Genomic DNA, 25894 nt, shown 5'->3' with positions numbered 1-25894 from the left:
GTTTTCAGTGTGCGGCCCATTGAACGGTGCTCAGGTCGACACCCTCTTTGTACATTTCCCAGAGCGGGGAAAGATCGCGTAATTTCTGGATTTTCGCATGCAAGAGCTGCACGGCGTAGTCGATTTCCGCTTCGGTCGTAAAACGGCCGATGGAAAAGCGGATCGAGCTGTGCGCCAACTCATCGTTACGCCCCAAGGCGCGCAGCACATACGAGGGCTCCAGACTGGCCGAAGTGCAGGCCGAACCGGACGACACTGCCAGATCCTTCACCGCCATCATCAAAGACTCTCCTTCGACGTAGGCAAAACTCACGTTCAAGTTATGTGGAATACGCGCCGTCAGATCGCCATTGACGAAGCTTGCTTCAATTTCCAGCAAACCTTTCAGGAAACGGTCGCGCAGGGCGGTAATACGCTGGTTCTCGCTTGCCATTTCTTGACGCGCCAGACGAAAGGCTTCGCCCATGCCGACGATCTGGTGCGTGGCCAGCGTGCCGGAGCGAAAACCCCGTTCGTGGCCGCCACCGTGCATCTGCGCTTCCAGGCGGATACGCGGCTTACGCCGGACATAGAGCGCACCGATGCCTTTCGGGCCATAGGTTTTGTGCGCGGAAAAGCTCATCAAATCGACTTTCAGCTTGGCCAGATCGATCTCAACCTTGCCCGTTGCCTGCGCCGCATCGACGTGAAAAATCACGCCTTTCTCGCGGCAGATATCGCCCAGTTCGGCAATCGGCTGAATGACGCCGACCTCGTTATTGACAAACATTACCGAGGCCAGCACGGTATCCGGACGAATCGCCGCTTTGAAGACTTCCAGATCGACCAAGCCGCTTTCCTGCACCTCCAGATAGGTCGCCTCGAAACCTTGCCGCTCCAGTTCGCGCACAGTGTCGAGCACCGCCTTGTGTTCGGTTTTCAATGTGATGATGTGCTTGCCCTTGGTGCCAGCGTAGAAATTGGCCGCGCCCTTGATGGCGAGATTGTTCGATTCCGTCGCCCCGGAAGTCCACACGATTTCCTTGGGGTCCGCGCCGACCAATTCGGCCACCTGGCGACGAGCAGTTTCGACGGCCTCGTCCGCCACCCAGCCAAAACTGTGCGAGCGCGATGCGGGGTTGCCGAACAAATCGCACAAGTAAGGGATCATTTTTTCCGCCACGCGCGGATCGACTGGGGTAGTTGCGGAGTAATCAAGGTAGATGGGCAATTTCATGGTTCTTCTCGTGAGGTTCCTGAGCCGGTTATCGTTCGTCGCGGCCCGCGTTAATGGCCGTCAATCCTTGCAGTTCGCCGACCGTCTTCCGCAAGGCGTCAATAAATCCCTGTACTTCGCCGGCGCTGTTGCCGGCTCCCAAGCTCAGACGCACCGCACCGCGTGCAAGTTCCGGCGAAATTTTCATTGCCTGCAAAACATGCGATGTTTCCGGGTTGGCGCTGGAGCAGGCGGCACCGCTGGCCAGCGCAAAACCCGCCCGATCGAGCTTGCCGACCAAGGTTTCGCCGTCGATATTGGGTAGCGCAAAATAGGTGGTATTCGCCAAGCGCGGGGCCGCGGCGGAGAAAATCGTCGCCCCCAGCTCCCCCAAAGCGCTTTCCAGCAATGCGCGCAATTTTGTCGTCTGAGCCGCAGTTTGGGCCGCACGCTGCGCGGCAAGTTGCGCCGCCACACCAAAACCGACGATGGCGGCGACATTTTCCGTACCGGAACGCAAACCGCGCTCATGCCCGCCACCGGCAATCAGGGGCGCGAGCTCCAGACGTTTGTCCAACACCAAAGCTGCCGCCCCTTGCGGGCCGTTGATCTTGTGCGCCGACACGGTGAGCGCCTGCACACCGGCGGCATTGAGCGCGCGAAAATCCAGGGGCAACTTGCCCAAGGCCTGCACGGCGTCGCTATGCATGATCGCCCCCGCTGCACGCGCCGCAGCGGCCAGCGTCGGCACATCCTGCAAAACGCCGGTTTCGTTATTGGCCAGCATCACGGACAAGAGCGCCGGTTTTTGCGCCAGGGTTGCCGCGTAATCTTCTGGATCGATGCGACCCTGCCCGTCCACCGCAATTTCGCGCAATCCCCAGCCGGAACGCTGCAACTGGCGCGCCGGCTGTAAAATGCAGGGGTGCTCGATCGCCGATACCGCCAAATGACCCGGTTTGCGACATGCCGCCACGCCTTTCAGAAAAAGGTTGTTGGCTTCGCTACCGCCGCTTGTGAACACAATTTCCGTTGGCTGCGCATTGAGCGCCGCAGCCACCTGCTGGCGCGCCAGATCGATCGCTGCCCGCGTCCGCCGGCCGTATTCATGCCGGCTGGAGGCGTTGCCAAAACCCTGCCCTAGCCAGGGCAGCATCGCGGCGCGCACCGCAGCATCGAGCGGCGTCGTCGCGTTGTGGTCAAAATAAACCGGTAAAAATTCCATAAAATAATAAAACTCAAACTCCCAGCGGCATTTTTTCGCGCTCGCTGCGGCGCGGACTCGGCCCCAGCGGGCGTTGATCAAACAGCACTTTCGCCCCGCCCGAGCGCAAATTCTCCTGATTGACGAGATCAGCCAGACTCACCGAACCCAGGTACTCAAACATTTTCTGATTGAGTGTCGCCCATAAATCGTGCGTCATGCAGCGCTGCTCGCCGTGGCAATTCTCCAAGCCGCCGCACTGGGTCGCATCGAGATGTTCATCCACCGCACGAATGATGTCGGCCACGCTGACCATGGCCAGCGGCCGGGCGATGCAATAGCCGCCACCGGGGCCACGTACCGAATCGACCAGGCGATGCCGGCGCAGCTTGCCAAAGAGCTGCTCAAGATAAGAAAGCGAAATGTGCTGGCGCTCCGCCACCCCCGCCAGCGCCACCGGACCGCTATCGCCGCGCAGTGCAAGATCGAGCATGGCCGTTACGGCAAAGCGCCCTTTGGTCGTCAAACGCATGTATCTTCTCCGACAAATAACCGAGTATTTAAGTCAACTTTTAACCAGAAGCCCTTATTAGTCAACTATTTTACTCAGGTATTGCACATCGAAATCATCCTGCGGCCGCAAGGTTTCCTCGCAGCAAATGCCTTTTTCTGCCAGTTTTTTAATCAACTCACTCAGCCGCCGGTCGGTCTCACCCGCATGGTCGAGCAAGCCATGAATGGCTTTGGCCAGTGGATCATCCTGATCGCGCGCCACGGCATAGGCGGAAAAACCCATTTTCTCGGCCTGGGCTTCGCGCTCGCGGCTTTGCGCATCGATGATGCGCGCCGGGTTGCCCACCGCCGTCGCCCCCGCCGGCACCGATTTGGTCACCACCGCATTCGATCCCACCTTGGCTCCCGCCGCCATGGTGATCGGCCCCAAGACCTTGGCCCCGGCACCAATGACCACGCCATTTTCCAGCGTCGGGTGGCGCTTACCTTTCGACCAGGAGGTGCCGCCCAAAGTCACACCGTGGTACAGCGTGACATCGTCGCCAATCACCGCCGTTTCGCCGACCACCACGCCCATCCCATGATCGATGAAAAAGCGCCGGCCGATCGTCGCCCCCGGATGAATTTCTATCCCCGTCAAAAAGCGCGCCACATGGGCGGTAAAACGCGCCAGCCAGCGCAGGCGGTGACGCCACAGCCAGTGTGCCAAACGGTGCAGGATGAGTGCATGAATGCCCGGATAACAAGTCAGCACCTCCCAAAAGGAACGTGCCGCCGGATCGCGATCAAACACCGCCCGGATATCCTCGCGCAAATGGCCAAACATGGAACAATCCCCTACAAAGAAGAGGTGAATTGTAGAATACTCGACTGAATTTGTCAGCTATTCTGAGGCAAGTTTGAGCGGCTTGATGACGATGCTGACTTCCGCATTGGCAATATCTTTTTCGACACCTGCACGCAAGGATTCAATGGTCAGCTCGGCTTCGCCTATCGTTTTGGCAGGATCAAAACCCAGGGCAATCTCAATGAACAAGCGGTTGCCGGCGCGGCGCGAGCGCACACCGTGGAAAGCCTCATAACCATCGAAATGCCCGGCCAGTTGGCGCATGATGACAATCTGCACATCTTCGGCAAGCGTACGATCCAGCAGATCATGCAAGGTTTCCAGCAGCACCGGCACATAGGAGCCAATGGCGAATAATGCATAAGCCAGCGCGCACGCCGGATCGAGATAAGCCACCCAGGGTTCGCCCCGAAAAATCTGGGTCAGGGCGAGCGCGATCAAAATAGCCACGGCCCCCAGCGCGTCGTTACGCTTGTGCCGCCACTCCATATCGATCAAAGGTGAAGGCGCGCGATCCGCAATCCGCTTGTAATAAACCCACAAGCCGGCATTGACAACGAAAACCAAAACCTGAACGACGATGCCGACCAAGGTAAAGTCCGCATCGAGCGGCTCCGGGTGCAGCAGCCGAATGAGTGAATAAATCACCAGCGCAACCAAGGTGCCGATATAACACAGGGCACCAAACAAGCTCCCTACCCGCTCGAGTTTTCCCGCGCCGTAATCAAAATCATGCAGCTGGCCCTCACGAATATTCCTGAGAATGCGCAAGGACACCGCATGAGAAGCAAAATTCTTGAAATAATCTGCAATATCCGACAGCAACAACAAAGAACCAGAAAAAATAGCGATTACGGCGTAAGGTATGAAAGTAACGAGGTCGATAATGACGCTAACCCACAATGCACGCGCCTGCAAAGCTGCTTGTTCTTGCTCTTTTTTCATGAGCACCTTCGGTGAGTTCTGTGTGTCCACTTGAGTTTCAGTTCTTTAATGCTTGCAATTACTTACATCGCCTAGCGAAAAGCTGCCGCCCTCTGAAAAACTCCGCAATCTCTCTTCGAGTTCATTTTGAATCTCAAAAACCACCTCTGGGGTAATGCACTGCCGCCAGAAAACATAATAAAAATCAATACTCTCGCAATCAAGATAATCCGATATATACAGATTTATAGGAAAGCCGCATGTTTTAGACGCATAATGATGCAGTGTCGAAAACCCCATGGAACAGTTTTTGTTAAAACAAAAATACGATAATAAAATTTGCGGAACATATCGACCGTATTTCATCAGGCATGATGCAGAGGATATTTTACTATTCCAATCGTAGTCTTTATGCCGACAAAATTCTCTGGACTGTTTTTTTACCGATTGAATGCGTTCGACCAGCCCTTTGTGTTCACTGAAATCAAACGTAAATGGCGCAACAATTTCATAAGCTCCCAGGCTGTCTTTCTCTTCGTGGCCAAGCCTATTCCCAAAGGGAACCTCAATACAGAATCGCTTGCCGCCGCACTTCTCTGAAAGCAGCTCAGCAAAAAATGTAAGAATAACAGTAAAGGGTGAAGCTTTGCTTTTATCACAGCAACTAAAAAGACCTTCTTTGATCTCTTTACTCAAGCGAAAGCTCAAATGGGAAGCCACAGATTCTTCGACATCGATAACGTCTTTGAATAACGGCGCGCATGTCGCCAATTCGGAAAAACGGGTATCCCAAAACTGCCCGTCATCGACGTTATTTTTTTCAACACTGGCACCGGCAAGTTTTTTTAAGTGTGACGAGAAGGGGTGCCAGTGAATTTCTGCATTTTCATCAAGCAAAACCTGCTGGATTTTCTCATAAAGGGCAATTGCAGAGATGCCGTCAAATATGACATGATTAAAACAAAAATGGAGATTATTGAACGAATTACCAATAGAATAAATAAATACATTAAACAGCCGATTTCTATTGTCAACCTCGTTTTCTGGAATGCCATCACAATATTCTTGATACAGTTCAATCGATTGAAAATTATACGCCTCGATTTTCTCCAAAACCGGCGGCAAAAACTCCATATATTTACCATCTCCATCTACGCAACAACCCACCCCAGAAATATCCGCTGATAATAGACATTTCTCTACCGCAAAACGCAAACGGTCCGCTGCAAAGCTTTGTGTAAATTTGATGTCAAATGCGATGTGATAAGGCGTTCCTTCTGATCTTTCGTTAACATCAAAAATATATCCCTGCTCATCCGTCATAGGGAGTTTTTCCATCTTGTGCGCCGCCTCGTCCTCCCGGTGTAGCACCCGGTATCAATTCAATTTTTTCATTTTTTTCCTTCTGCAGTCAACAAAAAACACTCTCAGAATTCTGCCTGTGAAACTTGCTTGTTCTACTGTTAACAGCCGCCAAGAGCGAAGCCAAGCCAAAGGCTGTTCCTCCTTCCCAAAAACAAAACGCCGGCAAATTGCCGGCGTTTTGTTTGGCTGAAAAAATCAGCGCTGCCCTGATTTCAGCGCAGCTTTTTCTTCGTCTATTTTTTTTGACGCATAGCGGCCGATATAAACCCCCATGACCAAAATGAAACCGATGGTAAACAGGCTAAGCAAGCCGATGTCAGATGTCAGCAGCAGATTCCAAGCGTCCATTACACTTCTCCCACGATGTATATTGTGATCGGTGCCCATAACGGGACGCAGGGTTTGCGCAACAAACATGCCAGAATTTTCTGAGCATTGCCTCAGAGCAACAAACCACACAAACATCAGGGTTTTTGGCCTACCCAGCCTAAAAAATCCTGCCTTACCCAGCCTTGTTTGTCATTTATGACACGACAAAGGTCGCAAATGGCAGTAAAAATAACGCACGAACACACGAAACATTATGCTGTCGCCGGGCCACGGTATTCGATCGCCATCACGGTGATGTCGTCAGACTGTGGCGCACTGCCAGCAAACGCCTTGATACTGGCGAGCGCGCCATTGACCAAATCAAAAACCGCCGCCTCCTGCATTTCGCTGCAGACGGCCAGCAGACGCGCCTCAGCATACAATTCATCCGCCAGATTCATCGCCTCGGTCACACCATCGGTATAGAGCAGCAGACGATCTCCCGGCGTCAGGCGCGTCGTATCGGCCTGATAGGGGTAATCCTCAACGGCCCCGATGACCAGTTGCTTCGTTTTGGGGAAATAGTGCGGCTGTCCTTGGCGTGGAATCAGCAGCGGCGGATTGTGCCCGGCATTCGTATAAACAAGCGTCCCGTCACGCAAATCGAGTAGCGCACAAAACACCGTGACGAACATGCTCTGATCATTGTCACGCGCCATTTGGTCATTCACCCTGGACAAAATTTCTGCCGGGCTCAGGTCCATTCTGGCGGTTGCCTTGATCAAGGTTTTCGTTACCGCCATGAACAGGGAGGCCGGCACACCTTTGCCGGAGACATCGGCGACGACCAGACAAAGATGATCATCGTCGAGCTGGAAGAAATCGTAAAAATCCCCGCCGACTTCCTTGGCCGGCTCGATCACGGCAAAAAGATTGAATTCTTCCCGATGCGGGAAGGGGGGCAGCATTTTCGGCAGGATGGACATCTGGATATCGTGAGCAATGCCCAACTCACCTTCGATACGCTCCTTGGCCGAAGTGGTCGCCACCAGATCGCGGATGTGTAACTGCAAATCCCGATTCATGGTGGCAAAAGCCCGGCTCAAATCACCGACTTCGTCATGTGCTGTCTGCGCCGGTAGTTGCACGTCAAAATCGCCTTTACTCATGCGTCCGGCGGCAATCGCAAGGCTGTGCAGCGGCCGTGTAATCGAACGGGCGATCAACACCACCACCAACACAATCAACAACATACCGAGCAGACCGATCGCTGCCACGGTCAAGGTCAACTCGCGGATACCCGCAAACAGTTCCTTCTCAGGAAAAACAATCGCCAAAGACCAGCCCGCAGCAGGAATCGGGCCGTAGTACAGACGCGCTGGCGCACCGGCAAGACCGCGATAGGGAACAAAACCGCTTTCGCCCCGCAGCATGCTCTGGCCGACCTCGCGCAAGGCCGGGTCATTGGCGGCTTCTGCCAGACTGAAAATGGATTCGTGCATGACGTAATCCGTCACCGGGTGGGTGACGACCGAGCCGGTGCGCGACAAAAGAAAGGCATAGCCGCTATCGAGCACCTTGATCGCACCTATCGACTGCGCCAGCCAGTCGAGCGAAATGTCCGCCGTGACCACGCCCAAGAAGCGGCGTGCCGCGCCGCTGCCCGCGTAAAACGGCACGGAATAAGTGGCCATCAGGGTATTGCCGCCACCTTCATCGAAGTAAGGCTCACTCCATCCAGAACGTTCCAGCTCCCGAGGAATCTGGTACCAATCCTGCACCCGATAATCGTAAGCCGCTTCCAGCTGAAGGCTTTTGATTTGCTTGCCATCACGATAGACATACGGCGCGTATAAGCGCCCGGTGGCAACTCCTGCAGCAGGCTCGAATGCAATGGTCGAACCGTAAATTTCCGGATTGTTTTTGAGGATGCGCTGCAGCACCTGGTGCACGCTCTGCTCGCTCGCCCGATCGGTACGCGGATCTTTGATTTGCTCGGTTTCCAGTTGCCGCGCCGTAATCTCAACAATCCGCGCCGTCGTACTCAAGGTGGCTTCGACGCGATTGGCCGAGGCCAAGGCCAGATATTGGGCCGCATGGGCGACTTCTGTTTCGATCAAGGCCCGCGAGCGCAGGTGATTGAAGCCGAGCATACCGACAAAAATAAGCGAAACACTCAAAGTCACCGCCAAAACCAGGCGAGCACCGATTGTTTTAATGAAGCGCATGGCCCTCTTTCACGAACCTATCGTAATCCGCTGCCTGACGCACCCACTGGCGGCAGCACAATATCGAGGCAGAAAAACAAGACATCTGCGAGGTCAAGAACGCAGGCTCAGACGAACGACATTGCGCCCTTCCTGGCGGAAACATTCGAGTCGGTCGGCAATCTGACGCACCAGAAACCAACCCAGCCCACCGATTTTGCGTTCCTCGAGCGCTGCCGTCAGATCGGGTTCGGCGAGCGAGGCGGCGTCAAACGCAATACCCTCATCGATCACCTCGACCACGAACTGCCCATCGGCAACACGGCAAATCAGCGTCACCGGCCCCGAGCCAGCTGGGTAGGCGTAATGACAGATGTTGACGAAAATCTCCTCGAAGGCCATGGTCAACAAACCGATCCGCCGCTCCGCCAAGCCATAAACGCGGGCGCAGGCGGCCAGATGCTCCTGCAAGGGCTCGAGATTGACCAACTCGGCTGCCAGGGTCAGCGTGTCGAATGTGTGCGGGGCATCGTTCACCGACAAAACCTCACACTGCCGCCAACGCTGCCGCAAGCGAGGGGTGAATTCCCAGGATGGAGCTGAATCCGGTCATCTCGAAAACCTCGCGTACATTGTCTTGCAAACTGGCAAACACCACGCTGCCCCCCTTCGGCTTGAGCTGTTTTGCCGTCGACAGCAACACGCGCAAGCCGGCGCTACTGATGTAGCTGAGATTGGCAAAATCAACGACCAAGCGTGTTTTATCTTCGGCAATCAACTGACCGACGACCTTCTCGTATTCGCTTGCCGAAACGGCATCGAGCTTACCGCTCACCGCCACCACCCAGGCATTGCCCGAATCTTCTACCTGAATTTCCATTCTCGCTCCGATCATTTGTTTACAAAACAATAAAACGGTTCAAACCAAGCGCCCTAGCCCTTTTTGCCTCACGCAGAGGGCGCTAAAAAAAGGCCAAAACCACTTCCTGCCGGCTCGATCACTTCGCCGGCGCGACGTTATCCGAACCCTCCGCGCCAATGTACACCGCCAGCAATCGAACCACACCACTCCCCAAATTCATGCCGCGATGCGGCACTTGCATCGCTTCGACCAAGGCATCCCCCTGGCGATATATTTTTACCCCCTCGGAGCCGTAGTCGACACTGAGCTCGCCTTCCAAAATATAGGCCACCAGCGGCACCGGATGACGATGAAAAGCGGCCACCGCACCAGGAGCAACCGTAACCACGGCAACGGTGATTTTGGGCGCGCCGCTGCGGGGATACTGAATATCCTCACCCACTACGGTCTTGCTTGTCACCAGCAATTCTTCTACGGGGTAGTAATTCAGGTCGCGCGCTTGCGCGCCTGTCACCAACAGCGCAAATAACAAAATAAATCGTTTCATGGGATGCCTTACTCCGTAGCCAAGTGAATCAACAGACGATTGCGCCCGCCATCCACGCAATAATCAATCTTTTCTGCCAAATTCGTGATAATAGCCAAACTCAGCTCGTCCGGCTGCGCCGCCTCATCTAGCGGGTTGGGAAGCTCGCCCGCCGCCTCGAGACTGAGTTCGAGCCGCCCGGTTTTCTCGGCGTAGCCAAGCGTAATTTCCAGCGCGCTTGAAACAAGACGCGGCCGGTAAATAGCGAGTAACTCCTCGATCAGCAGCAGCACATGTTGCCGTATTTTTTTTGGCAAAATCTGTTTCTCGCAAAACTGCTCGAGTTCAGCGTTGACGGCATAAAGATCGAATTCCGGGCTGTCGATACGCAAACAGACACTGCGAATGCGATGAATGAAGGCGCGGGTTTTTTCGCGTTGCGGCTGCTCAAAAATCTGCTTTGGCGAACCCTGCTCGTAGATGATGCCCTCATCCATATAGAACACCCGATTCGAGACATCGCGGGCGAAATCCATTTCGTGGGTGACAATCAGCATGGTCAAGCCTTCCTTCGCCAGCCGGCGCATCACGGCCAGTACCTCGCTGACCATGGTCGGGTCGAGCGCTGAAGTGGGTTCGTCAAAAAGAATGATTTGCGGCTCCATCGCCAAACAGCGGGCAATGGCCACACGCTGCTTCTGCCCCCCCGAAAGTTCATCGGGAAAACTGCCCGCCTTTTCACTCAGCCCAACGAGCCTGAGCAATTCGCCAGCCCGGGTTCGCGCCTCCTCCGTACTGCGCCCCAATAATTTGATCGGCCCCAGCGTCAAATTATCCAGCACGCTGAGATGGGCAAAGAGGTTGAAGGACTGAAATACCATGCCCATTTTGCGCCGCATCATCGGCACATCGGCAGCAGGGTCAAGAATATTCAAACCATCGATTTCAATACGTCCACCGCTGGGCTGATCGAGCAAATTCAGGCAGCGCAAGAAGGTACTCTTGCCGGTGCCGGAGGGGCCAATGATGGAAATCACCTCACCTCTGGCAATGTCAACCGTGACATCTTTAAGCACGACAAGCTCGCCAAATTTCTTCACCAGATGCTCGACCTTGATCATGGGTGACGCGCCTCACGGCCATATTTTGGATCGGTCACCCGCTCGAGATATTCGAGAAACTGCAGTAGCACCCAGGAAATCAGAAAGTACAAAAGCGCGATCATCAGCAGCGGGAAAAAAGCATCAAACGTGCGGCTACGGATGATGTCGCTGGCTTTGGTCAGATCCTGCACCGCGATATAACCAACGACGGAGGTCATTTTGACCAGGGAAATAAATTCGCCCTTGAACACCGGCAAAATACGATGCACGGTCTGCGGCAAAACAACATGCACGAAAGTCGCGACACGGGTAAACCCCAAAGCAATGCCGGCTTCCATCTGACCTTTGTCGACGCCCTGAATACCAGTACGAAAAATTTCGGCACTGTAGGCAGCAAAATTCAGGCCGAAAGCAATGACGGCGACCAAAACCGGATCGATGTTCACCGAGGCAAAGACAACATAAAAAATCAGCATCAACAAAACCAGCACCGGCGTGCCGCGCAAAATCGCGATATACAAACGAGCCGGCAGACTAAGCAAACGCCGCGCCGACATACGCATGAAACAGACCAAACCCCCTAAGAGCGTCCCCAAAAGAACCGAAAACACCGAAATGATTACCGTGGTTTTCAGACCATCCCAAATCAGCAAATAACGCTTCTCGAGCATGATATTGCTGCGAAAACTCTCGGCAACACCGCGCAACCCCGTCGCAAGCGCACCGACCTCGGGCTCGGCAACGGGCGGCGTCGTCGGCACCAATGCATTGATATCGTTGCTGACATAGGGGCGCGTGTAACGGATCAGTTTCTTACGCTCGTCCGTCACATTGATGCTGGCGAGCGCCAGGTCGATTTTTTTTGCCTGGAGCGCCGGAATCAACGCTTCGAATTGCAGATCGATGATCTCCAGCCGCCGTTTCAGGCGCTGTGCAATCAAATGAAGCAGCTCGATATCAAGGCCGGACAACTTGCCATGCGCGTAAAAACTGAACGGTTCATATTGCGCGCTGGTCCCGACGCGCAGCACAGCGCCTTTCGCGGCATTCTCGAAACGGGGCATGGTGGGCGGCGTGCTGTAATGGCTGTCGAGCCATTTGGCGCGCAAGCGCTGCAACTCCCCCTCCTGATCGAGTGCGGCGAGCAGCGCATCGATTTCGGCTTGCAACGCAGCATTGTCTTTGTTCAGCGCCGCAGCGACATCGAGTCGATCAACCGCCGGCTCGACGATGTGCAACTGTGGATTTTTTTCCACCAGATTAAACAGCACGCTTTTGTCAAAGACGAAGGCCTCCGCCTTGCCGGTGCTCAGTGCCAACGCCGCATCCGAGGCGGTGTTCATCTCGATGAAATGCGCCCCAGGAAAATGCTTGCGCGCAGCATGATCCCCGGCCGAACCTGTCAGCACGACGATCCGCTGGCCGGCCAAATCTAACTGGCGCGCCCCGCCATCCTGCGCCCAGGCCGCCCCGGCAATAAGCCACAGGCCAAGGGCGAACAACTGAAAAATTTTTCGCACAGCCAAATGCTCAGGGCTTTGCTTCCCTCACCAAGGCAGCGATGCCGCCTGTGTAATAAGGTTCGGAAAACAACACCTTCTGCGCGCGCTCTTCAGTAATGGTGATGCAGGCGGCGATCATATCCACCTTGCCGGAAAGCAGCGCCGGAATCAGCGAGCCGAATTCCATATTGACCACTTCCAGGGTTTTACCCTGCTGCTTTGCCACAAGTTTGGCCAACTCGATATCGAAACCGACCACCTGCTGCGAGCCATCGACAAAGGAGAAAGGCTCGGTGACGGCTGCGGTACCGAGCCTGAGCACGCCTGCGGCACCCTCCACGGGAATCTCCGGCATCGCCGCCGGGCTACCTTTTTTCGGGAACCAGCGCGCCTGCATTTCAGCATAGCCGCCACCCTGCCTCAGTTCCTTGACAAGCCCATCGATCGCCAGCTTGAGCGCACGATTGTCCGGCTGCACGGCAAAGCCATAACTATCGACGGTAATCATTTCGGGCAGGACTTTCAGTCCATCGTTCTTGGCAGCAATGTTTTTCAGAATTGGTTCGTCGTAGGCCACCGCATCTGCCTTGCCCGCCTTGACGGCCAAGGCACCATCCAAAACCGTATTGAAATACTGAAATTTAGCCTGCGGGAATTTTGACTGCACCAGTTTGTCGGCTACCGTGCCAGTGGGTACGGCAAAGGATTTTTCTGCCAATTGTGACAACTGGGTGACATCCGTTTTCTGGGTGCAAGCGCTGAGCAAAAACAACGCGGAAAGCATGAAACAGCCACCCAAAACCTTCGCAAACAACCTGTTCATCGAATTTTCCCCCGAAAGAGAGAAAGTATAATTCGACATTTATTGGCATGCATGCAAATTTCTGCACTTGGCGCACGGCAATTCTCGAATTTGTTTCCAAATGGCAAAAACAAGCTCAGGCACTGCCACGATGAAATCAAGCGCCCCGATTGCTGCGTACTCGCTCAGACCACTGCCTGCTGATCTCAACAAAACAGCTCGACAAAAATAACCCGACCAATAACCGCTGCGCCAAGATCAAAGACTGGCTACCGCGCCGCGAATCAAACCGACGGCAATGCCCTCGATGGAAAAATCTACCGTTTGCGCATCGACCACGATCGGTTCGAAATCTGGATTTTCCGCCAGCAGATGGATTTGCCCACCGCTGCGCTGCAAGCGTTTGACGGTCACCTCTTCATCGAGGCGCGCCACCACGATCTGCCCATCGCGCGCCTGATTGGTTTTATGCACGGCAAGCAGATCGCCGTCAAAAATACCGGCATCGATCATCGACAAGCCTCGCACCTTGAGCAAAAAATCAGCACGGGGATTGAATAAGCCGGCATCGAGCGCGTAACGGCCTTGCACGTTTTCCACCGCGAGAATCGGCGAACCCGCCGCCACGCTGCCAATCAAGGGTAAGCCCAGTTGCTCGATCAGACGAATGCCGCGCGCCGAACCGGGTTCCAGATGGATTACGCCTTTGCGCGCCAGTGCTTTCAAATGATCTTCTGCCGCGTTGGGCGAAGCAAAACCAAAGGCACTGGCGATCTCTGCCCGCGTCGGCGGCGCACCTAAAGTTTCCAGGTTGTTTTTGATGAAATCGAGAATTTCCTGCTGGCGGGCGGTAAGTTTCATGGCAATCTACAGCAATAAAATTAACTGTGATTTTATACAGTTAATTTTTATTTACAAGTCCCGCATCGTTTGCCGCTTGACGCCACGCTGAGTTGCACAGGTCAAACTACGCAAAGCACCGCCTTGAACATATAAACAACCTTCTGCCAGAGAAAGACGCGGGTGTTTGTCCGGCCCGGCCTGCTGAATTTGCCGGCAAAATTCCTCCAGGCGTCGTGCCGCCGGAACCTGCCAGGTGAGCGCGCGCAACCACCAGCGCAACAAATTCTTCAAGCGCGCCGCCGACAAACCTCGTAATTTGGATAGACACAGTGTCGCCACATCGACCGCCACATCAGCTGCCACATCGGCCACGACAGCCTGCTGCCAATCCAGCGCCGCCAAGTCACCCAGCAAATCAGCCGCTTCCGCGCAATGCTGCGCCGCTTGCGCGAGCGCGCTGTCAGCGCCAAGAAAGCGTTCGCGCAAAACCGGCAGCGCACGATGGCGCAAAAAATTCCGGCTAAAACGCTGGTCTATGTTGCTTTCGTCTTCGATCCAGCGCAAGCCTTGTTCACGCGCATAGGCTTCGATAGTCTGCCGGGAAACCCCGAGCCAGGGGCGAAGCAACAGCAAACCCTGACGCCCTCGACACGCCCGCATGGCTGCTAAACCTTGCACACCGCTACCGCGCAACAAATTGAACAAGACCGTTTCCGCCTGATCATCCCGATGTTGCGCCAAAAAAAGCGGTGCTCCGGGCGGCAAATGCGCGGCTAAAGCCGCATAGCGTGCCGTGCGCGCGGCGGCTTCCAGCCCCTCGCCGCACGCGCGCACCTGCACGCGCACAATTTGCAAAGGAATATCCCACTGCGCACAGGTCTGCCGGCAAAAATCCGCCCAGGCATCGGCCTGCGGCGATAAACCATGATGCACATGCACGGCCGACAAACTGCCCGGTGCCAGCACTTCGCGTAAAACATGCAACAGGCTGAGTGAATCGCAGCCGCCAGAAAAACCAAGATAACAGGTCGAAGCGCCCAAGCCCTGGGCCGAGAGAAAGGCTACGAGATCATCTCGCAACCGAGGTGCGGGCTCAGGCAGCCTGATCCTTGAATCGACCATAGCTCATCAAACGCTCGTAGCGTTGCGCCAGCAAGGTATCCGCCGGCAGCGCCGAGAGTTGCTTGAGCGCCTCCTGCAAGGCTTTTTTCAAGTTTGCCGCCATGCCCAAATGATCGCGTTGCGCCCCCCCCAGGGGCTCATTCACGACTTTGTCGATCAAACCCAGTGTTTTCAGGCGCGCCGCAGTAATCCCCATGGTTTCAGCCGCATCGGATGCCTTGCTCGCGCTTTTCCACAAAATGGAAGCGCAGCCTTCCGGTGAAATCACCGAATAGGTGGAATACTGCAGCATCTGCACCGTATCTCCCACCGCGATGGCCAAGGCACCGCCGGAGCCGCCTTCGCCGATGATGGTGACGATGACCGGCACTTTCAGGCCGGCCATTTCATACAAATTACGCCCAATGGCTTCCGACTGCCCACGCTCTTCGGCACCAATACCGGGATAGGCGCCAGGCGTATCGACGAAGGTCATGATCGGCAGCGAAAACTTTTCCGCCAGCTTCATCAAGCGCAGCGCCTTACGGTAGCCCTCAGGTCGCGGCATGCCGAAGTTGCGGTAAATTTTTTCCTTGGTATCGCGCCCCTTCTGATGCCCGATCAGCATCACCGACTGGCCATTGAAACGCGCCAGACCGCCAACGATGGCATGATCGTCGGCATAGGCCCGGTCGCCGTGCAATTCCTCGAAGTCAGTAAAAATATGCTGCGCATAATCCAACGTATACGGACGCTGCGGATGGCGCGCCACCTGAGCAATTTGCCAGGGCGTCAGCTTGGCGTAAATTTCCTTGGTCAGCTGCGCACTTTTCTTTTCCAAGCGTTCAATTTCTTCCGAAATATCGACCGCAGAATCATCCTGCACGAAGCGCAACTTCTCAATTTTCGCTTCGAGATCCGCCACTGGCTGCTCAAAATCAAGGAAACTCGTTTTCATGGACTAACCAAAAATAGAACTGGCGCGCATTCTACCGCAAAGCCCATGACGGGTCCGGCAAATACACTCAGCTGGTACCCACCTCGGCACCTTGATGTCTTACCCCCCAAAAACAAGACCAATTTTTAGCCCCCTTGGCAGACAAAACTTCGCGGGAAGCTCGCTTACGCCAAGCTCATTTCTTCAGCGCGTCGCGAATTTCGCGCAGCAGTTGCACGTCTTCCGGGATTTCTGCGGGGGCTTCGGGGGCGGGTGGTTCTTCCTTGCGCAGGCGGTTCATCTGCTTGACCATCATGAAAATGATGAAGGCCAGGATGACGAAATTGAGCAATATGGTTATGAAAGAGCCATACGCAAACACCGGAATCCCGGCTTTTTTCAGGTCGGCCAGGGCGCTGAGGTTTTCCGGGTTGTTGCCGAGCACGACAAACAGGTTGGAAAAATCGAGCTTGCCGACCACCATGCTGATCAAGGGCATGATCAAATCACCCACGACGGAATCGACAATTTTGCCAAAAGCCGCGCCGATGATGACGCCAACCGCCAGATCCATCGCGTTACCCTTGACGGCAAATTCCTTGAATTCCTGCAGCATGCCCACGGCGTTCTCCTGAGTCCATAATTAATGAGCCGCGCATTATTTAATCCGCCCGCGGCAAATGCAAGGCGTATTTCCTGGTAAAGGATAAAAATGGCGCGCCGCTTCCGATGCGCGCCGGGCGAACACATTCAGCCGTCGGCGTTGATGCGCCTGACCAGGTCTTGCAGCACCTGGGCGGCGGCTTCGTTGGCCACTTGGCAGGTGCCCGCGTTTTCGTGGCCACCGCCGCCGTAAGCGAGCATGAGTTCGCCGATATTGGTTTTCGAGCCGCGATCGAGAATGGATTTGCCGGTGGCAAACACCGTATTTTGTTTTTGCACGCCCCACATGACGTGGATGGAAATATTCTGTGCCGGGAACAGGGCGTAAATCATGAAGCGATTGGTGGCATAAATAGTTTCTTCGTCGCGCAGATCGAGCACGACGAGATTGCCATGCACCGTCGCACAGCGCTGAATTTGCGCTTTCGCCTGCACGGCGTGCTCGTGGTAGAGATCAACGCGCTCTTTCACATCCGGCAGGCGCAAGATGTCGTCGATGCCATGGTTGCGGCAGTATTTTATGAGGTCCATCATCAGCTGATAGTTGCTGACGCGAAATTCCCGGAAGCGCCCCAGGCCGGTGCGCGAATCCATCAGGTAATTGAGCAAAACCCAGCCCGTCGGCACCAGAATTTCATCGCGTGAAAACTGTGCGGAATCGGCTTTATCCACCGCCAGCATCATGTCGTCAAAACTTTCCGGAAAGCGGGTTTTGCCGCCGAAATGCTCGTACACCACGCGGGCGGCGGAAGGCGCGTCCGGCAAAATGATGTGTTCCGGGCGCTCGCCCGTGTTGCGCACGGTTTCGGAAAAATGGTGGTCGAACGCCAGGTGCACCCCGGCCACATAGGGCAAATTGGTGGTGATGTCGCGCTCGGTAATTTCGATTTTGCCGTCCTGCATGTCCTTGGGGTGAACGAACTTGATGTCGTCGATCATTTCCAGCTCATTGAGCAAAACGGCACAGACGAGGCCGTCAAAATCGCTGCGCGTCACCAGGCGATATTTGTTCGCGGACATGAAGAGTCTCCTTATTGGGTTGGGGTCGAAAGGGAGGAAATCTAATCGATTTTTGGCGCGCTGTGCATAGACAACTCGCCCGCGCTTGCAACTCGCGGCGGCAGCGGCAAATCTGCGGCGCAAAAAGTATTCGCGCCGAACGATTCGATTACAAATAAATATATTTGTAATCATGGGTTTAAACATAAACCAAGCGGCGGAAAAATGATTTTTTGCTTCGCTAGGCTATAATGGCGTGTTTTTTTCTGCTTTGGGATAAGTGCAACATGAAGATCGCTCAGGAACTGCGCTCCGGTAACGTCATCATGGTCGGCGGTCAGCCGCTCGTGGTGCAGAAAACCGAATACAACAAATCCGGCCGCAACGCTGCGGTCGTCAAGATGAAACTCAAGAACCTGCTTTCCGGCAACCCGTCGGAAGCGGTGTACAAGGCCGATGACAAATTCGAAGTCGTCATTCTGGAAAAGAAGGAAGCCAGCTACTCCTACTTTGCCGACCCGATGTACGTCTTCATGGATGCCGATTACAACCAGTTCGAGGTGGAAGCCGAGAACATGACCGATGCGCTGAAATACCTCGACGACGGCATGGCCTGCGAAGTGGTGTTTTACGATGGCAAGGCCATTTCCGTCGAACTGCCGACCGCCCTGGTGCGTGAAGTCGAATACACCGAACCCGCCGTCAAGGGCGACACTTCGGGCAAGGTCATGAAACCGGCGCGCATCAAGCCGACCGGCTTTGAACTGCAAGTACCGGCCTTTGTCGAAATCGGTGACAAAATCGAAATCGACACCCGTACCGACGAGTACCGCAGCCGCACCAAGTAAGCGAAGGGCGGTTCAACCGCCCTTTTTAATCTCCTCTCTTTTCTTCCAGCCCATCATGACCTACACAGTTTTTGTCGACGGCCAAGAAGGCACGACCGGCCTGCAGATCAACGAATATCTGGCGCAACGCAGCGACATCGAAGTGCTGCGCATCGCACCAGAAAAACGCAAGGATCTGAGCGAACGCAAACGCCTGATCAATGCCTCCGACATTACTTTCCTCTGCCTGCCCGATGCCGCAGCCAAGGAGTCCGTAAGCCTGGTGGACAACCCCAAAACCTGCATCATCGATGCCTCCACCGCGCACCGGGTCGATCCGGATTGGGTGTTTGGCCTGCCCGAGCTGTGCCCGGCGCAGCGCGACAAAATCCGCGCGAGCAAGCGCATCGCCAATCCCGGTTGCCACGCCAGCGCCTTCATCCTGGCCGTGCGCCCGCTGATCGCCAGTGGCCTGCTGCCGGCCGGCGTGCAACTGGCTGCCAACTCGATTACCGGCTATTCCGGCGGCGGCAAATCCATGATTGCCGATTACGAAGCCGCCAAAGGCTCGGAACGTTTGCAGGCACCGCGTTCTTATGCGCTGGCGCTGGCGCATAAACACTTGCCGGAAATGCAAGCTTACACAGGCCTATCCACCGCCCCCATCTTCCAGCCCATCGTCGGCCCGTTTTACAAAGGGCTGGCCGTCAGCCTCTATCTGCATCCGGCGCAATTCAGCCGCGCTGCCGGCCCGCTCGAAATCCAAAAAATTCTCGCTGATTATTACGCCGGCGAAGCCTTCATCTGCGTTCAACCGGTTGATCTGGAGGCCACCACCGACGGCGGTTTCTACGATGTCGAAGCCAATAATGGCAGCAACCGCGTCGACCTCGCGGTCTTCGGCAACAGCGAGCGCATTCTGCTCATGGCGCGCCTGGACAACCTGGGCAAAGGCGCATCCGGTGCCGCCGTACAGGCCATGAACGTGCACCTGGGCGTCGAAGAAAGCCTCGGGCTGATTTAAGTTTTCAAGGAAATCCGTGTCCGATCGTCTCGCCGTCCTGCCGCAATACCTGCTGCCCAAACAACTTTTGACCACGCTGGCCGGCAAAGTCGCCCGCGCCCAACTGGGTGGCCTGACCACCGCCTTGATACGCCGTTTCGTTGCGCGCTACCAGGTCAACATGGCGGAGGCGGCCAACCCGGACCCCGCCAGCTACAAAAGTTTCAACGAATTTTTCACCCGCCCTTTGCGCGATGACGCGCGCCCACTGGCAGAGGCCGATTTTCTCTGCCCGGTAGACGGAGCCATCAGCCAGTTCGGCCCCATCGAGTGCGACCAGATTTTCCAGGCCAAAGGCCACAGTTACGCCACGGCCGCCCTGCTCGGCGGTGACCAGGAGCTCGCCGCGCAGTTTGAAAACGGCCATTTCGCCACGATTTATCTCAGCCCGCGCGATTACCACCGCATCCACATGCCTTGCGACGGACAACTGCGGCGCATGATCCACATCCCCGGCGCGCTGTTTTCGGTCAACCCGACCACGGCGCGCGGCGTACCCGGGCTGTTCGCCCGCAATGAGCGCGTCGTCTGCCTTTTTGATACCGCCGCCGGACCTTTTGCCCTGGTGCTGGTCGGGGCCACCATCGTCGGCAGCATGGCCACCGTCTGGCACGGCGTGGTCAACCCGCCGCGTCCCGGTGTCGTGCGCGAATGGCGCTACGACGGCGAAAATCGCATCACGCTGAAAAAAGGCGAAGAAATGGGGCGTTTCCTGCTGGGCTCCACTGTCGTCTTGCTGTGGCCGAAAAACACCCTCGCTTTCAATCCGCAATGGGTTGCGGCCAAGCCCGTGCGCCTGGGTGAAGCACTCGGGCAGCGTCTCCCCCAAGCATGACCGAGCACGCCGCTGCGCCCGTGCGGCGTAAATCGGGCAGCGCCTCACTGGCGCAGCGCGCGCAGTTTGCAAGCCTGATCGATGTACGCTCGCCGGCGGAATTTGCCGACGACCACATCCCCGGCGCCATTTCCTGCCCGGTCTTGAGCGATGCCGAACGTGCCGAAGTGGGCACCCTGTACAAACAAGTCTCGCCTTTTGCTGCCAAAAAACTCGGTGCCGCCTACATTTCGCGCAATATCGGCGAACACCTGCAAGCACGTTTTCTGCATCAGGACAAAAACTGGCGCCCGCTCATCATTTGCTGGCGCGGCGGCCTGCGTTCCGGGGCAATGACCACCGTGCTGCGCTCGGTCGGTTGGGATGCCTGCCAGCTCGAAGGCGGCTACAAGGGCTTTCGTCAGCATGTTTTAAACGAACTGGACACCCTGCCCGGGCGTTTTCGCCTGCACCTGCTCGATGGCCCCACGGGTTCTGCCAAAAGCCGCATCTTGCAGGAAATCGCTGCCCGCGGCGGGCAGGTGCTCGACCTGGAGGGCCTGGCCTGCCACAAAGGCTCCGTACTGGGCCGCTTACCCACGCAGCCACAGCCGGCGCAAAAATGGTTTGAAACGCAAATCTGGCATCAACTCAGTCAATTTGACCCCGCCGCGCCCGTTTTCATCGAGGCCGAGTCACGCAAAATCGGCCTCTTGCGCCTGCCGGCGGCTCTTTTTGCGCAGATGCAAAGCGCCCACAGCTATCGCATCGACGCCCCGGCAAGCGCCCGCATCGCTTATTTGCTGCGCGATTACGCCTATTTCACGCAGACGCCCCAAGCGCTCAAAGACGCGCTCGCCGGCCTGCACCATTTACTCGGCCAGGAATGCCTCGATACTTGGTACGCGCAGATCGATCAAGGCCGCTTTGCTGAGCTCACCGCCGAACTTCTCGCCCGGCATTACGACCCGCTCTACCGGCGCGCCCGCCTGCGCGATTACGGCGAACCTGCCATCACTACAATGATGAGCGCACAACTGGAAGACACGGACATAACCCGGCTTGCCCACGACATCTTGCAGCACGCCACCAGCTTTTCACCTTACGGAGCCTTGCATGTCTGAACTCCCCGCCTGCCCCCACTGCGCCTCGGCCTATACCTATGCCGACGGCCCGCTCTACATCTGCCCGGAATGCGCCCACGAATGGCCGATCGCTGCACCTGAAAGCGCCAGCGAAGACGCCGAAAAAATCGTGCGCGATGCCGTCGGCAATATCTTGCTAGACGGCGATGCGGTCACCGTAATCAAGGATTTGAAGGTCAAGGGCTCATCCCTCGTCGTCAAAGTCGGCACCAAGGTCAAGAGCATCCGTTTGATCGACGGCGACCACGATATCGACTGCAAAATCGACGGCATCGGCGCCATGCAGCTGAAATCGCAATTCGTGAAAAAAGCCTGAATTCTTTCGCCGCAGAACAATCGGCAGAAAAAAACCGGGGCATTCCCCGGTTTTTTATCTGTTGCGCCGATTTTTACAAACTATCGCCAAAGTCTTTCTTGAACTGGGCAACGAGCTCGTTTTGCCAGTTGGACACCGGATCCAGACGGCCGTAGAAGAAACGTAGAATTTCTGGCTCTTCGACGAAGGACAGACCGCCGATCAGTTTGCGGTTGGCGTAAAGCCATTCCAGGCGATCGACTGCAAATTTCACCTGCGACAAGGTAAACACGCGGCGCGGCAGGGCCAGGCGCACCAGTTCCATGTTGGCGAAAATTTCCGTACCGTCCGGCTCGCGCTGCTCCGACAGGGTGCCGCGCTCCATGCCGCGGATGCCGCTGGCGATGTAGAGGGCGGAGGCCAGCGCACCGGCCGGGTATTGCGATTGTGGAATGTGGTCGACGAATGCCTTGGCGTTGATGTGGCAGCCCAGGCCGCCGGCCGGCGTAATCACCGGAATGCCGCGCTTGACCAGTTCATCGACCATGTAGCCGATGAACTGCGGGCCCTGGTTGATGACATCTTCGTCCATGGTTTCTTCCAGGCCGACCGTGAGCGCTTCCATTTCACGCACCGACATGCCGCCGTAGGTCAGGAAACCTTCGTAAAGCGGCACCAGACCGCGCATCTTGCGGTAGAGATCTTCGCTCTTCATGCACATGCCGCCGCCCCGGGCGCAACCGAGTTTGCGCGCGGAAAAATAAATCACGTCGCACAAATCGGCCATGCGCCGGGTGATTTCGCGGATGCTCATGGCCTTGCAGGCCGCCTCGCGCTCCTTGATGAAGTGCAGGTTGTCCGCCAGCAAGCTGGCATCCATGATCAGCATCAGGCCGTGCTGGTCGCACACCTTGCGCACGTCGGCCAGGTTTTCCAGCGAGAACGGCTGACCGCCAATCAGGTTGGTGCCCGCTTCCATGCGCACGAAGGCGATGCGCGGCGCACCGTAACGGGCGACCACGTCCTGCAGCTTGGCAATATCCATATTGCCTTTGAAGGGATTGACGCTGACCACTTCCAGACCGGCATCGGTAACGATTTCCTCGACCGAGCCGCCATTGAGCACGATGTGCGCCTTGGTGGTGGTGAAGTGGTAATTCATCGGCACCACCGAGCCCTGGCTGACCAGCACCTGTCCGAGAATGTTCTCGCAGGCGCGGCCCTGGTGGGTGGGCAGGAAATACTGCATACCGAAAATATCCTGCAGCTTGTTTTCCAGGCGGGTGTAAGTCGCGCTCCCGGCATAGCTGTCATCGGCAATCATCATCGCGGCTTGCTGCTGGTCGCTCATGGCGTTCACGCCGCTGTCGGTGAGCATGTCCATAAAGACATCGGCATTTTTCAGCAAGAAAGTGTTATTCCCCGCTTCGGCTACGGCCGCCAGACGCCGCTCGATCGGGGGCAGATTCAGTTTTTGAACGATGCGCACCTTGTGCATTTCGAGCGGAACCGATTCCGCGCCATAGAACTTCACTTTCGCCATGATGGCCAGTCTCCCTGATGAATGTTTCAATTCGCGCCCGCTGCCGGGCGGTTTGATGAAAAGCCCGCAAACTCGCTGCGTGGCCCCGTGCAAACCCCGCAGTCTATCCGAAGATAAAAGAAAACGCGGCGACTTTTCCACCGCTTGACTGCGACTTTTCTCAATCACGCCACCACTTTCGGAAAGATCAAGAACAAGGCGCGCGCGCCCGGCTAGAATCGGCCCATCTTTCTTTTTGGAGCCTTCCCATGTCGCCCACCCCGCCGCCCCATTTGCCTGCCCGCCACATCGGGCAAAAAATCTCTTTGCTCAGCGCCATTTTTTGCGCCGTCATGACCGTTCCGGCGCTGATCGGGTTTTTCTGGGTCTGGTACGAATATGGCCTGGCCGACAACTGGACACCCAGCCTGCTTGCCACCATCGCCTTTTTTGCCTGCTGCGCTGGCGTGCTCTACGTCACCAGCCGCCCGCAACCGCCTCTGCCGGTAGAAGAAGCCGCCAGCCTGCCCTAAGTTATGCCCTGGCCTAGCTTGTTCGAGCAGCAAGCAAAACCATCCACATAACGCCCAATTAACGCCCAATTAACGTTCGATTAACGTCCGATTAGCGCCCGCAACAATCCGCCAAACCCTCCGCTCAAAGAAAATTGCGCACGCCGCTTGCCGTGCGCAATTTTTTTTCCTATGATGCAAACCGTTATTCAAACGAACGTATGAATCATAAGGAAAGCAATGAGCGAAACTCGCCCTCTCGACACCCGCGCCCGCATTCTTGATGCGGCCGAACGCCTGTTCATGGCGCACGGCTACGACGGCACCTCGATGCGCCAAATCACTGGCGAGGCGGGGGTCAATCTCGCCGCCGTCAATTACCACTTCGGTTCCAAGGAGGCCTTGATCCAGGAAGTTTTCCGCCGCCGCCTGGACTGGCTGAACGAAGAGCGCATGCGCGCGCTGGACGAAATGGAAGCGGCGGCCGAAGGGCAAGCGCTCAAACCCTCACAAATCGTCGATGCTTTTTTCGGCACCATGATCCGCATGGCGGAAGATGAAGAGCGCGGCGGGGTGATTTTCTTGCGCCTGCTCGGGCGCACCTTGACCGAACCTTCGGACTTCATCCGCGCCTTTCTGGCGCACGAATACAAAACCGTGGTCGAACGCTACAAGCAGGCGCTGTTTCGCTCCCTGCCGGATGTTCCCAAGGCAGAAATCGTCTGGCGTTTCCATTTCATGCTCGGGGCGACGTCCTACGCCATTGCCGGCACCGACGCCCTGCGTCTGGTCACGGACTGGGGCATCGAGGCAGAAGATAGCGAAGACCGCCTCGACCGCCTGCTGCCGCGCCTGATTTCCTTCCTCATCGGCGGCCTGCGCGCATCGCTGCCGCAGTTTACCGATCGTCAATCCTAAAAAAACACCTCAGGAGACAAGACCATGCCCGCTCATCCCGCCCTCTGGGCCATTCTCGCCAGCGCCGCCCTGCTGGCCGCCGTATTTCTGCTACCGCCCTTGCGCCGCGCCGTACTCACGCGCGGCATTTTCAGTGCTTACCGCAAGGTGCTGCCGCAGATGTCGGACACCGAACGCGATGCGCTGGAAGCCGGCACCGTCTGGTGGGAAGGCGAGCTGTTTCGTGGCAAGCCGGACTGGCAGAAACTGCACGCCTACCCGGTGCCGCAACTGAGCGCCGAGGAACAATCCTTCCTCGACCAGGAATGCGAGGCAGCCTGCCGCCTGGTGGACGACTGGCAGGTGACGCACGAACTCTATGATCTGCCTGCCGAAGCCTGGCGCTACATCAAGGAAAAGGGCTTTCTCGGCATGATCATTCCGAAGAAATACGGCGGCCTGGAGTTTTCCGCCTATGCCCATTCGCAGGTGGTGACCAAGCTCTCCACCCGCTCGTCCGCCCTTTCCGTTTCGGTGATGGTGCCCAATTCCCTCGGCCCGGCGGAGCTGCTGCTGCATTACGGCACCGAGGAGCAGAAGAATCACTATCTGCCGCGCCTGGCCAAGGGCATCGAAATTCCTGCCTTCGCGCTGACCAGCCCCTGGGCCGGTTCGGATGCCGCTTCCATTCCCGATGCCGGCGTCGTCTGCAAAGGCATCTATCAGGGCAAGGAAGTGCTCGGCATGCGCGTTTCCTTCGACAAGCGCTACATCACGCTCGCCCCGCTGTGCACGGTGTTCGGCCTGGCTTTCCATCTGTACGACCCGGAAGGGCTGCTCGGCGACAAAAAACACATTGGCATCACCTGCGCTCTGGTGCCTTACGACCATCCGGGCGTCGATACCGGCCGTCGCCA

General features: G+C 56.4%; 28 protein-coding genes. 8 read left to right on the top strand and 20 right to left on the bottom strand.

What is annotated here, in order from left to right; translation table 11 throughout:
- Positions 1 to 4: 4 nt before the first annotated feature.
- The 19 genes from ACM62Q_RS08860 to ACM62Q_RS08770 form a co-directional block, all read right to left on the bottom strand.
- Positions 5 to 1216, bottom strand: coding sequence for an IscS subfamily cysteine desulfurase (locus tag ACM62Q_RS08860; protein ID WP_415035676.1), 1212 nt, complete (start codon positions 1214 to 1216; stop codon positions 5 to 7).
- Positions 1217 to 1244: 28 nt separating this feature from the next.
- Positions 1245 to 2420 carry a cysteine desulfurase family protein gene (locus ACM62Q_RS08855; RefSeq protein ID WP_415035674.1) on the bottom strand — a complete coding sequence of 392 codons (1176 nt, stop codon included), beginning with the start codon at positions 2418 to 2420 and terminating at the stop codon, positions 1245 to 1247.
- A gap of 13 nt (positions 2421 to 2433) precedes the next feature.
- Complete coding sequence (iscR, locus tag ACM62Q_RS08850; protein WP_415035672.1) at positions 2434 to 2931, bottom strand: Fe-S cluster assembly transcriptional regulator IscR; 498 nt, start codon at positions 2929 to 2931, stop codon at positions 2434 to 2436.
- 57 nt (positions 2932 to 2988) lie between these two features.
- Positions 2989 to 3768: a serine O-acetyltransferase gene (gene cysE / locus ACM62Q_RS08845; protein ID WP_415035702.1), complete on the bottom strand. Its 780-nt coding sequence runs from the start codon at positions 3766 to 3768 to the stop codon at positions 2989 to 2991.
- A gap of 27 nt (positions 3769 to 3795) precedes the next feature.
- Positions 3796 to 4704: a cation diffusion facilitator family transporter gene (locus tag ACM62Q_RS08840; RefSeq protein ID WP_415035670.1), complete on the bottom strand. Its 909-nt coding sequence runs from the start codon at positions 4702 to 4704 to the stop codon at positions 3796 to 3798.
- A gap of 45 nt (positions 4705 to 4749) precedes the next feature.
- Positions 4750 to 6021, bottom strand: a complete 1272-nt coding sequence (locus ACM62Q_RS08835) for a condensation domain-containing protein (RefSeq protein WP_415035668.1) — start codon at positions 6019 to 6021, stop codon at positions 4750 to 4752.
- A gap of 222 nt (positions 6022 to 6243) precedes the next feature.
- Positions 6244 to 6396, bottom strand: a complete 153-nt coding sequence (locus tag ACM62Q_RS08830; protein WP_415035700.1) for a DUF3149 domain-containing protein — start codon at positions 6394 to 6396, stop codon at positions 6244 to 6246.
- A 233-nt stretch (positions 6397 to 6629) separates the two neighbouring features.
- On the bottom strand, positions 6630 to 8585 hold the full coding sequence (locus tag ACM62Q_RS08825; RefSeq protein WP_415035666.1) for a SpoIIE family protein phosphatase: 1956 nt from the start codon (positions 8583 to 8585) through the stop codon (positions 6630 to 6632).
- Between the two features lie 93 nt (positions 8586 to 8678).
- Positions 8679 to 9101: an ATP-binding protein gene (locus ACM62Q_RS08820; RefSeq protein ID WP_415035664.1), complete on the bottom strand. Its 423-nt coding sequence runs from the start codon at positions 9099 to 9101 to the stop codon at positions 8679 to 8681.
- Between the two features lie 10 nt (positions 9102 to 9111).
- On the bottom strand, positions 9112 to 9444 hold the full coding sequence (locus tag ACM62Q_RS08815) for an STAS domain-containing protein (protein WP_415035662.1): 333 nt from the start codon (positions 9442 to 9444) through the stop codon (positions 9112 to 9114).
- A 118-nt stretch (positions 9445 to 9562) separates the two neighbouring features.
- Positions 9563 to 9973, bottom strand: a complete 411-nt coding sequence (locus ACM62Q_RS08810; RefSeq protein ID WP_415035660.1) for a cupin domain-containing protein — start codon at positions 9971 to 9973, stop codon at positions 9563 to 9565.
- An 8-nt stretch (positions 9974 to 9981) separates the two neighbouring features.
- Positions 9982 to 11073, bottom strand: a complete 1092-nt coding sequence (locus ACM62Q_RS08805) for an amino acid ABC transporter ATP-binding protein (protein ID WP_415035658.1) — start codon at positions 11071 to 11073, stop codon at positions 9982 to 9984.
- Positions 11070 to 12575, bottom strand: a complete 1506-nt coding sequence (locus ACM62Q_RS08800; RefSeq protein WP_415035656.1) for an ABC transporter permease subunit — start codon at positions 12573 to 12575, stop codon at positions 11070 to 11072. Before ACM62Q_RS08800 ends, ACM62Q_RS08805 begins: the two co-directional genes overlap by 4 nt.
- Before the next feature lie 10 nt (positions 12576 to 12585).
- Positions 12586 to 13380, bottom strand: a complete 795-nt coding sequence (locus ACM62Q_RS08795; protein WP_415035654.1) for a transporter substrate-binding domain-containing protein — start codon at positions 13378 to 13380, stop codon at positions 12586 to 12588.
- Positions 13381 to 13617: 237 nt separating this feature from the next.
- Positions 13618 to 14220 (bottom strand): transcriptional repressor LexA, encoded by a 603-nt coding sequence (gene lexA, locus ACM62Q_RS08790; protein WP_415035652.1) that lies wholly within the window; start codon positions 14218 to 14220, stop codon positions 13618 to 13620.
- A 51-nt stretch (positions 14221 to 14271) separates the two neighbouring features.
- Positions 14272 to 15282, bottom strand: a complete 1011-nt coding sequence (gene tilS / locus ACM62Q_RS08785) for a tRNA lysidine(34) synthetase TilS (protein ID WP_415035650.1) — start codon at positions 15280 to 15282, stop codon at positions 14272 to 14274.
- 13 nt (positions 15283 to 15295) lie between these two features.
- The gene (locus tag ACM62Q_RS08780; protein ID WP_415035648.1) at positions 15296 to 16261 is read right to left on the bottom strand and encodes an acetyl-CoA carboxylase carboxyltransferase subunit alpha; all 966 of its coding nucleotides are present in this window, start codon (positions 16259 to 16261) and stop codon (positions 15296 to 15298) included.
- Between the two features lie 175 nt (positions 16262 to 16436).
- On the bottom strand, positions 16437 to 16862 hold the full coding sequence (gene mscL, locus ACM62Q_RS08775) for a large conductance mechanosensitive channel protein MscL (RefSeq protein ID WP_415035646.1): 426 nt from the start codon (positions 16860 to 16862) through the stop codon (positions 16437 to 16439).
- A gap of 128 nt (positions 16863 to 16990) precedes the next feature.
- A complete protein-coding gene (locus ACM62Q_RS08770) occupies positions 16991 to 17923 on the bottom strand; it encodes an exopolyphosphatase (protein ID WP_415035644.1) in 933 nt (310 codons plus the stop codon).
- 266 nt (positions 17924 to 18189) lie between these two features.
- On the opposite strand from ACM62Q_RS08770, the gene efp reads away from it, so the two are divergent.
- From efp to ACM62Q_RS08745, 5 genes are read left to right on the top strand one after another with little or no spacing between them, the layout of a single operon-like run.
- Positions 18190 to 18750 (top strand): elongation factor P, encoded by a 561-nt coding sequence (gene efp / locus ACM62Q_RS08765; protein WP_415035642.1) that lies wholly within the window; start codon positions 18190 to 18192, stop codon positions 18748 to 18750.
- 55 nt (positions 18751 to 18805) lie between these two features.
- A complete protein-coding gene (argC, locus tag ACM62Q_RS08760; RefSeq protein WP_415035640.1) occupies positions 18806 to 19753 on the top strand; it encodes an N-acetyl-gamma-glutamyl-phosphate reductase in 948 nt (315 codons plus the stop codon).
- 16 nt (positions 19754 to 19769) lie between these two features.
- Entirely contained in the window at positions 19770 to 20627 is an 858-nt protein-coding gene (asd, locus tag ACM62Q_RS08755) for an archaetidylserine decarboxylase (protein ID WP_415035638.1), read from the top strand.
- Positions 20624 to 21730: a tRNA 2-selenouridine(34) synthase MnmH gene (mnmH, locus tag ACM62Q_RS08750; protein WP_415035636.1), complete on the top strand. Its 1107-nt coding sequence runs from the start codon at positions 20624 to 20626 to the stop codon at positions 21728 to 21730. The genes asd and mnmH overlap by 4 nt, the downstream gene beginning before the upstream one ends.
- Positions 21723 to 22067, top strand: a complete 345-nt coding sequence (locus ACM62Q_RS08745; protein WP_415035634.1) for a zinc ribbon domain-containing protein YjdM — start codon at positions 21723 to 21725, stop codon at positions 22065 to 22067. The genes mnmH and ACM62Q_RS08745 overlap by 8 nt, the downstream gene beginning before the upstream one ends.
- Before the next feature lie 73 nt (positions 22068 to 22140).
- On the opposite strand, the gene ACM62Q_RS08740 is transcribed toward ACM62Q_RS08745, so the two are convergent.
- A complete protein-coding gene (locus ACM62Q_RS08740; RefSeq protein WP_415035632.1) occupies positions 22141 to 23589 on the bottom strand; it encodes a tryptophanase in 1449 nt (482 codons plus the stop codon).
- A gap of 248 nt (positions 23590 to 23837) precedes the next feature.
- Here ACM62Q_RS08740 and ACM62Q_RS08735 point away from each other — a divergent pair, with 248 nt between their 5' ends.
- The 3 genes from ACM62Q_RS08735 to ACM62Q_RS08725 all read left to right on the top strand — a co-directional run.
- Complete coding sequence (locus ACM62Q_RS08735; RefSeq protein WP_415035630.1) at positions 23838 to 24101, top strand: hypothetical protein; 264 nt, start codon at positions 23838 to 23840, stop codon at positions 24099 to 24101.
- 219 nt (positions 24102 to 24320) lie between these two features.
- Positions 24321 to 24998, top strand: a complete 678-nt coding sequence (locus ACM62Q_RS08730) for a TetR/AcrR family transcriptional regulator (protein WP_415035628.1) — start codon at positions 24321 to 24323, stop codon at positions 24996 to 24998.
- A 24-nt stretch (positions 24999 to 25022) separates the two neighbouring features.
- Positions 25023 to 25894: acyl-CoA dehydrogenase family protein (locus ACM62Q_RS08725; RefSeq protein WP_415035626.1), on the top strand; the 872-nt coding region annotated here is incomplete at its 3' end.

Source organism: Azonexus sp. (genome assembly GCF_047638095.1).
Classification (GTDB): Bacteria; Pseudomonadota; Gammaproteobacteria; order Burkholderiales; family Rhodocyclaceae; genus Azonexus.
The sequence above is the reverse complement of the archived record's forward strand: the minus strand, read 5'-3'. Positions and strand labels throughout refer to the sequence as shown.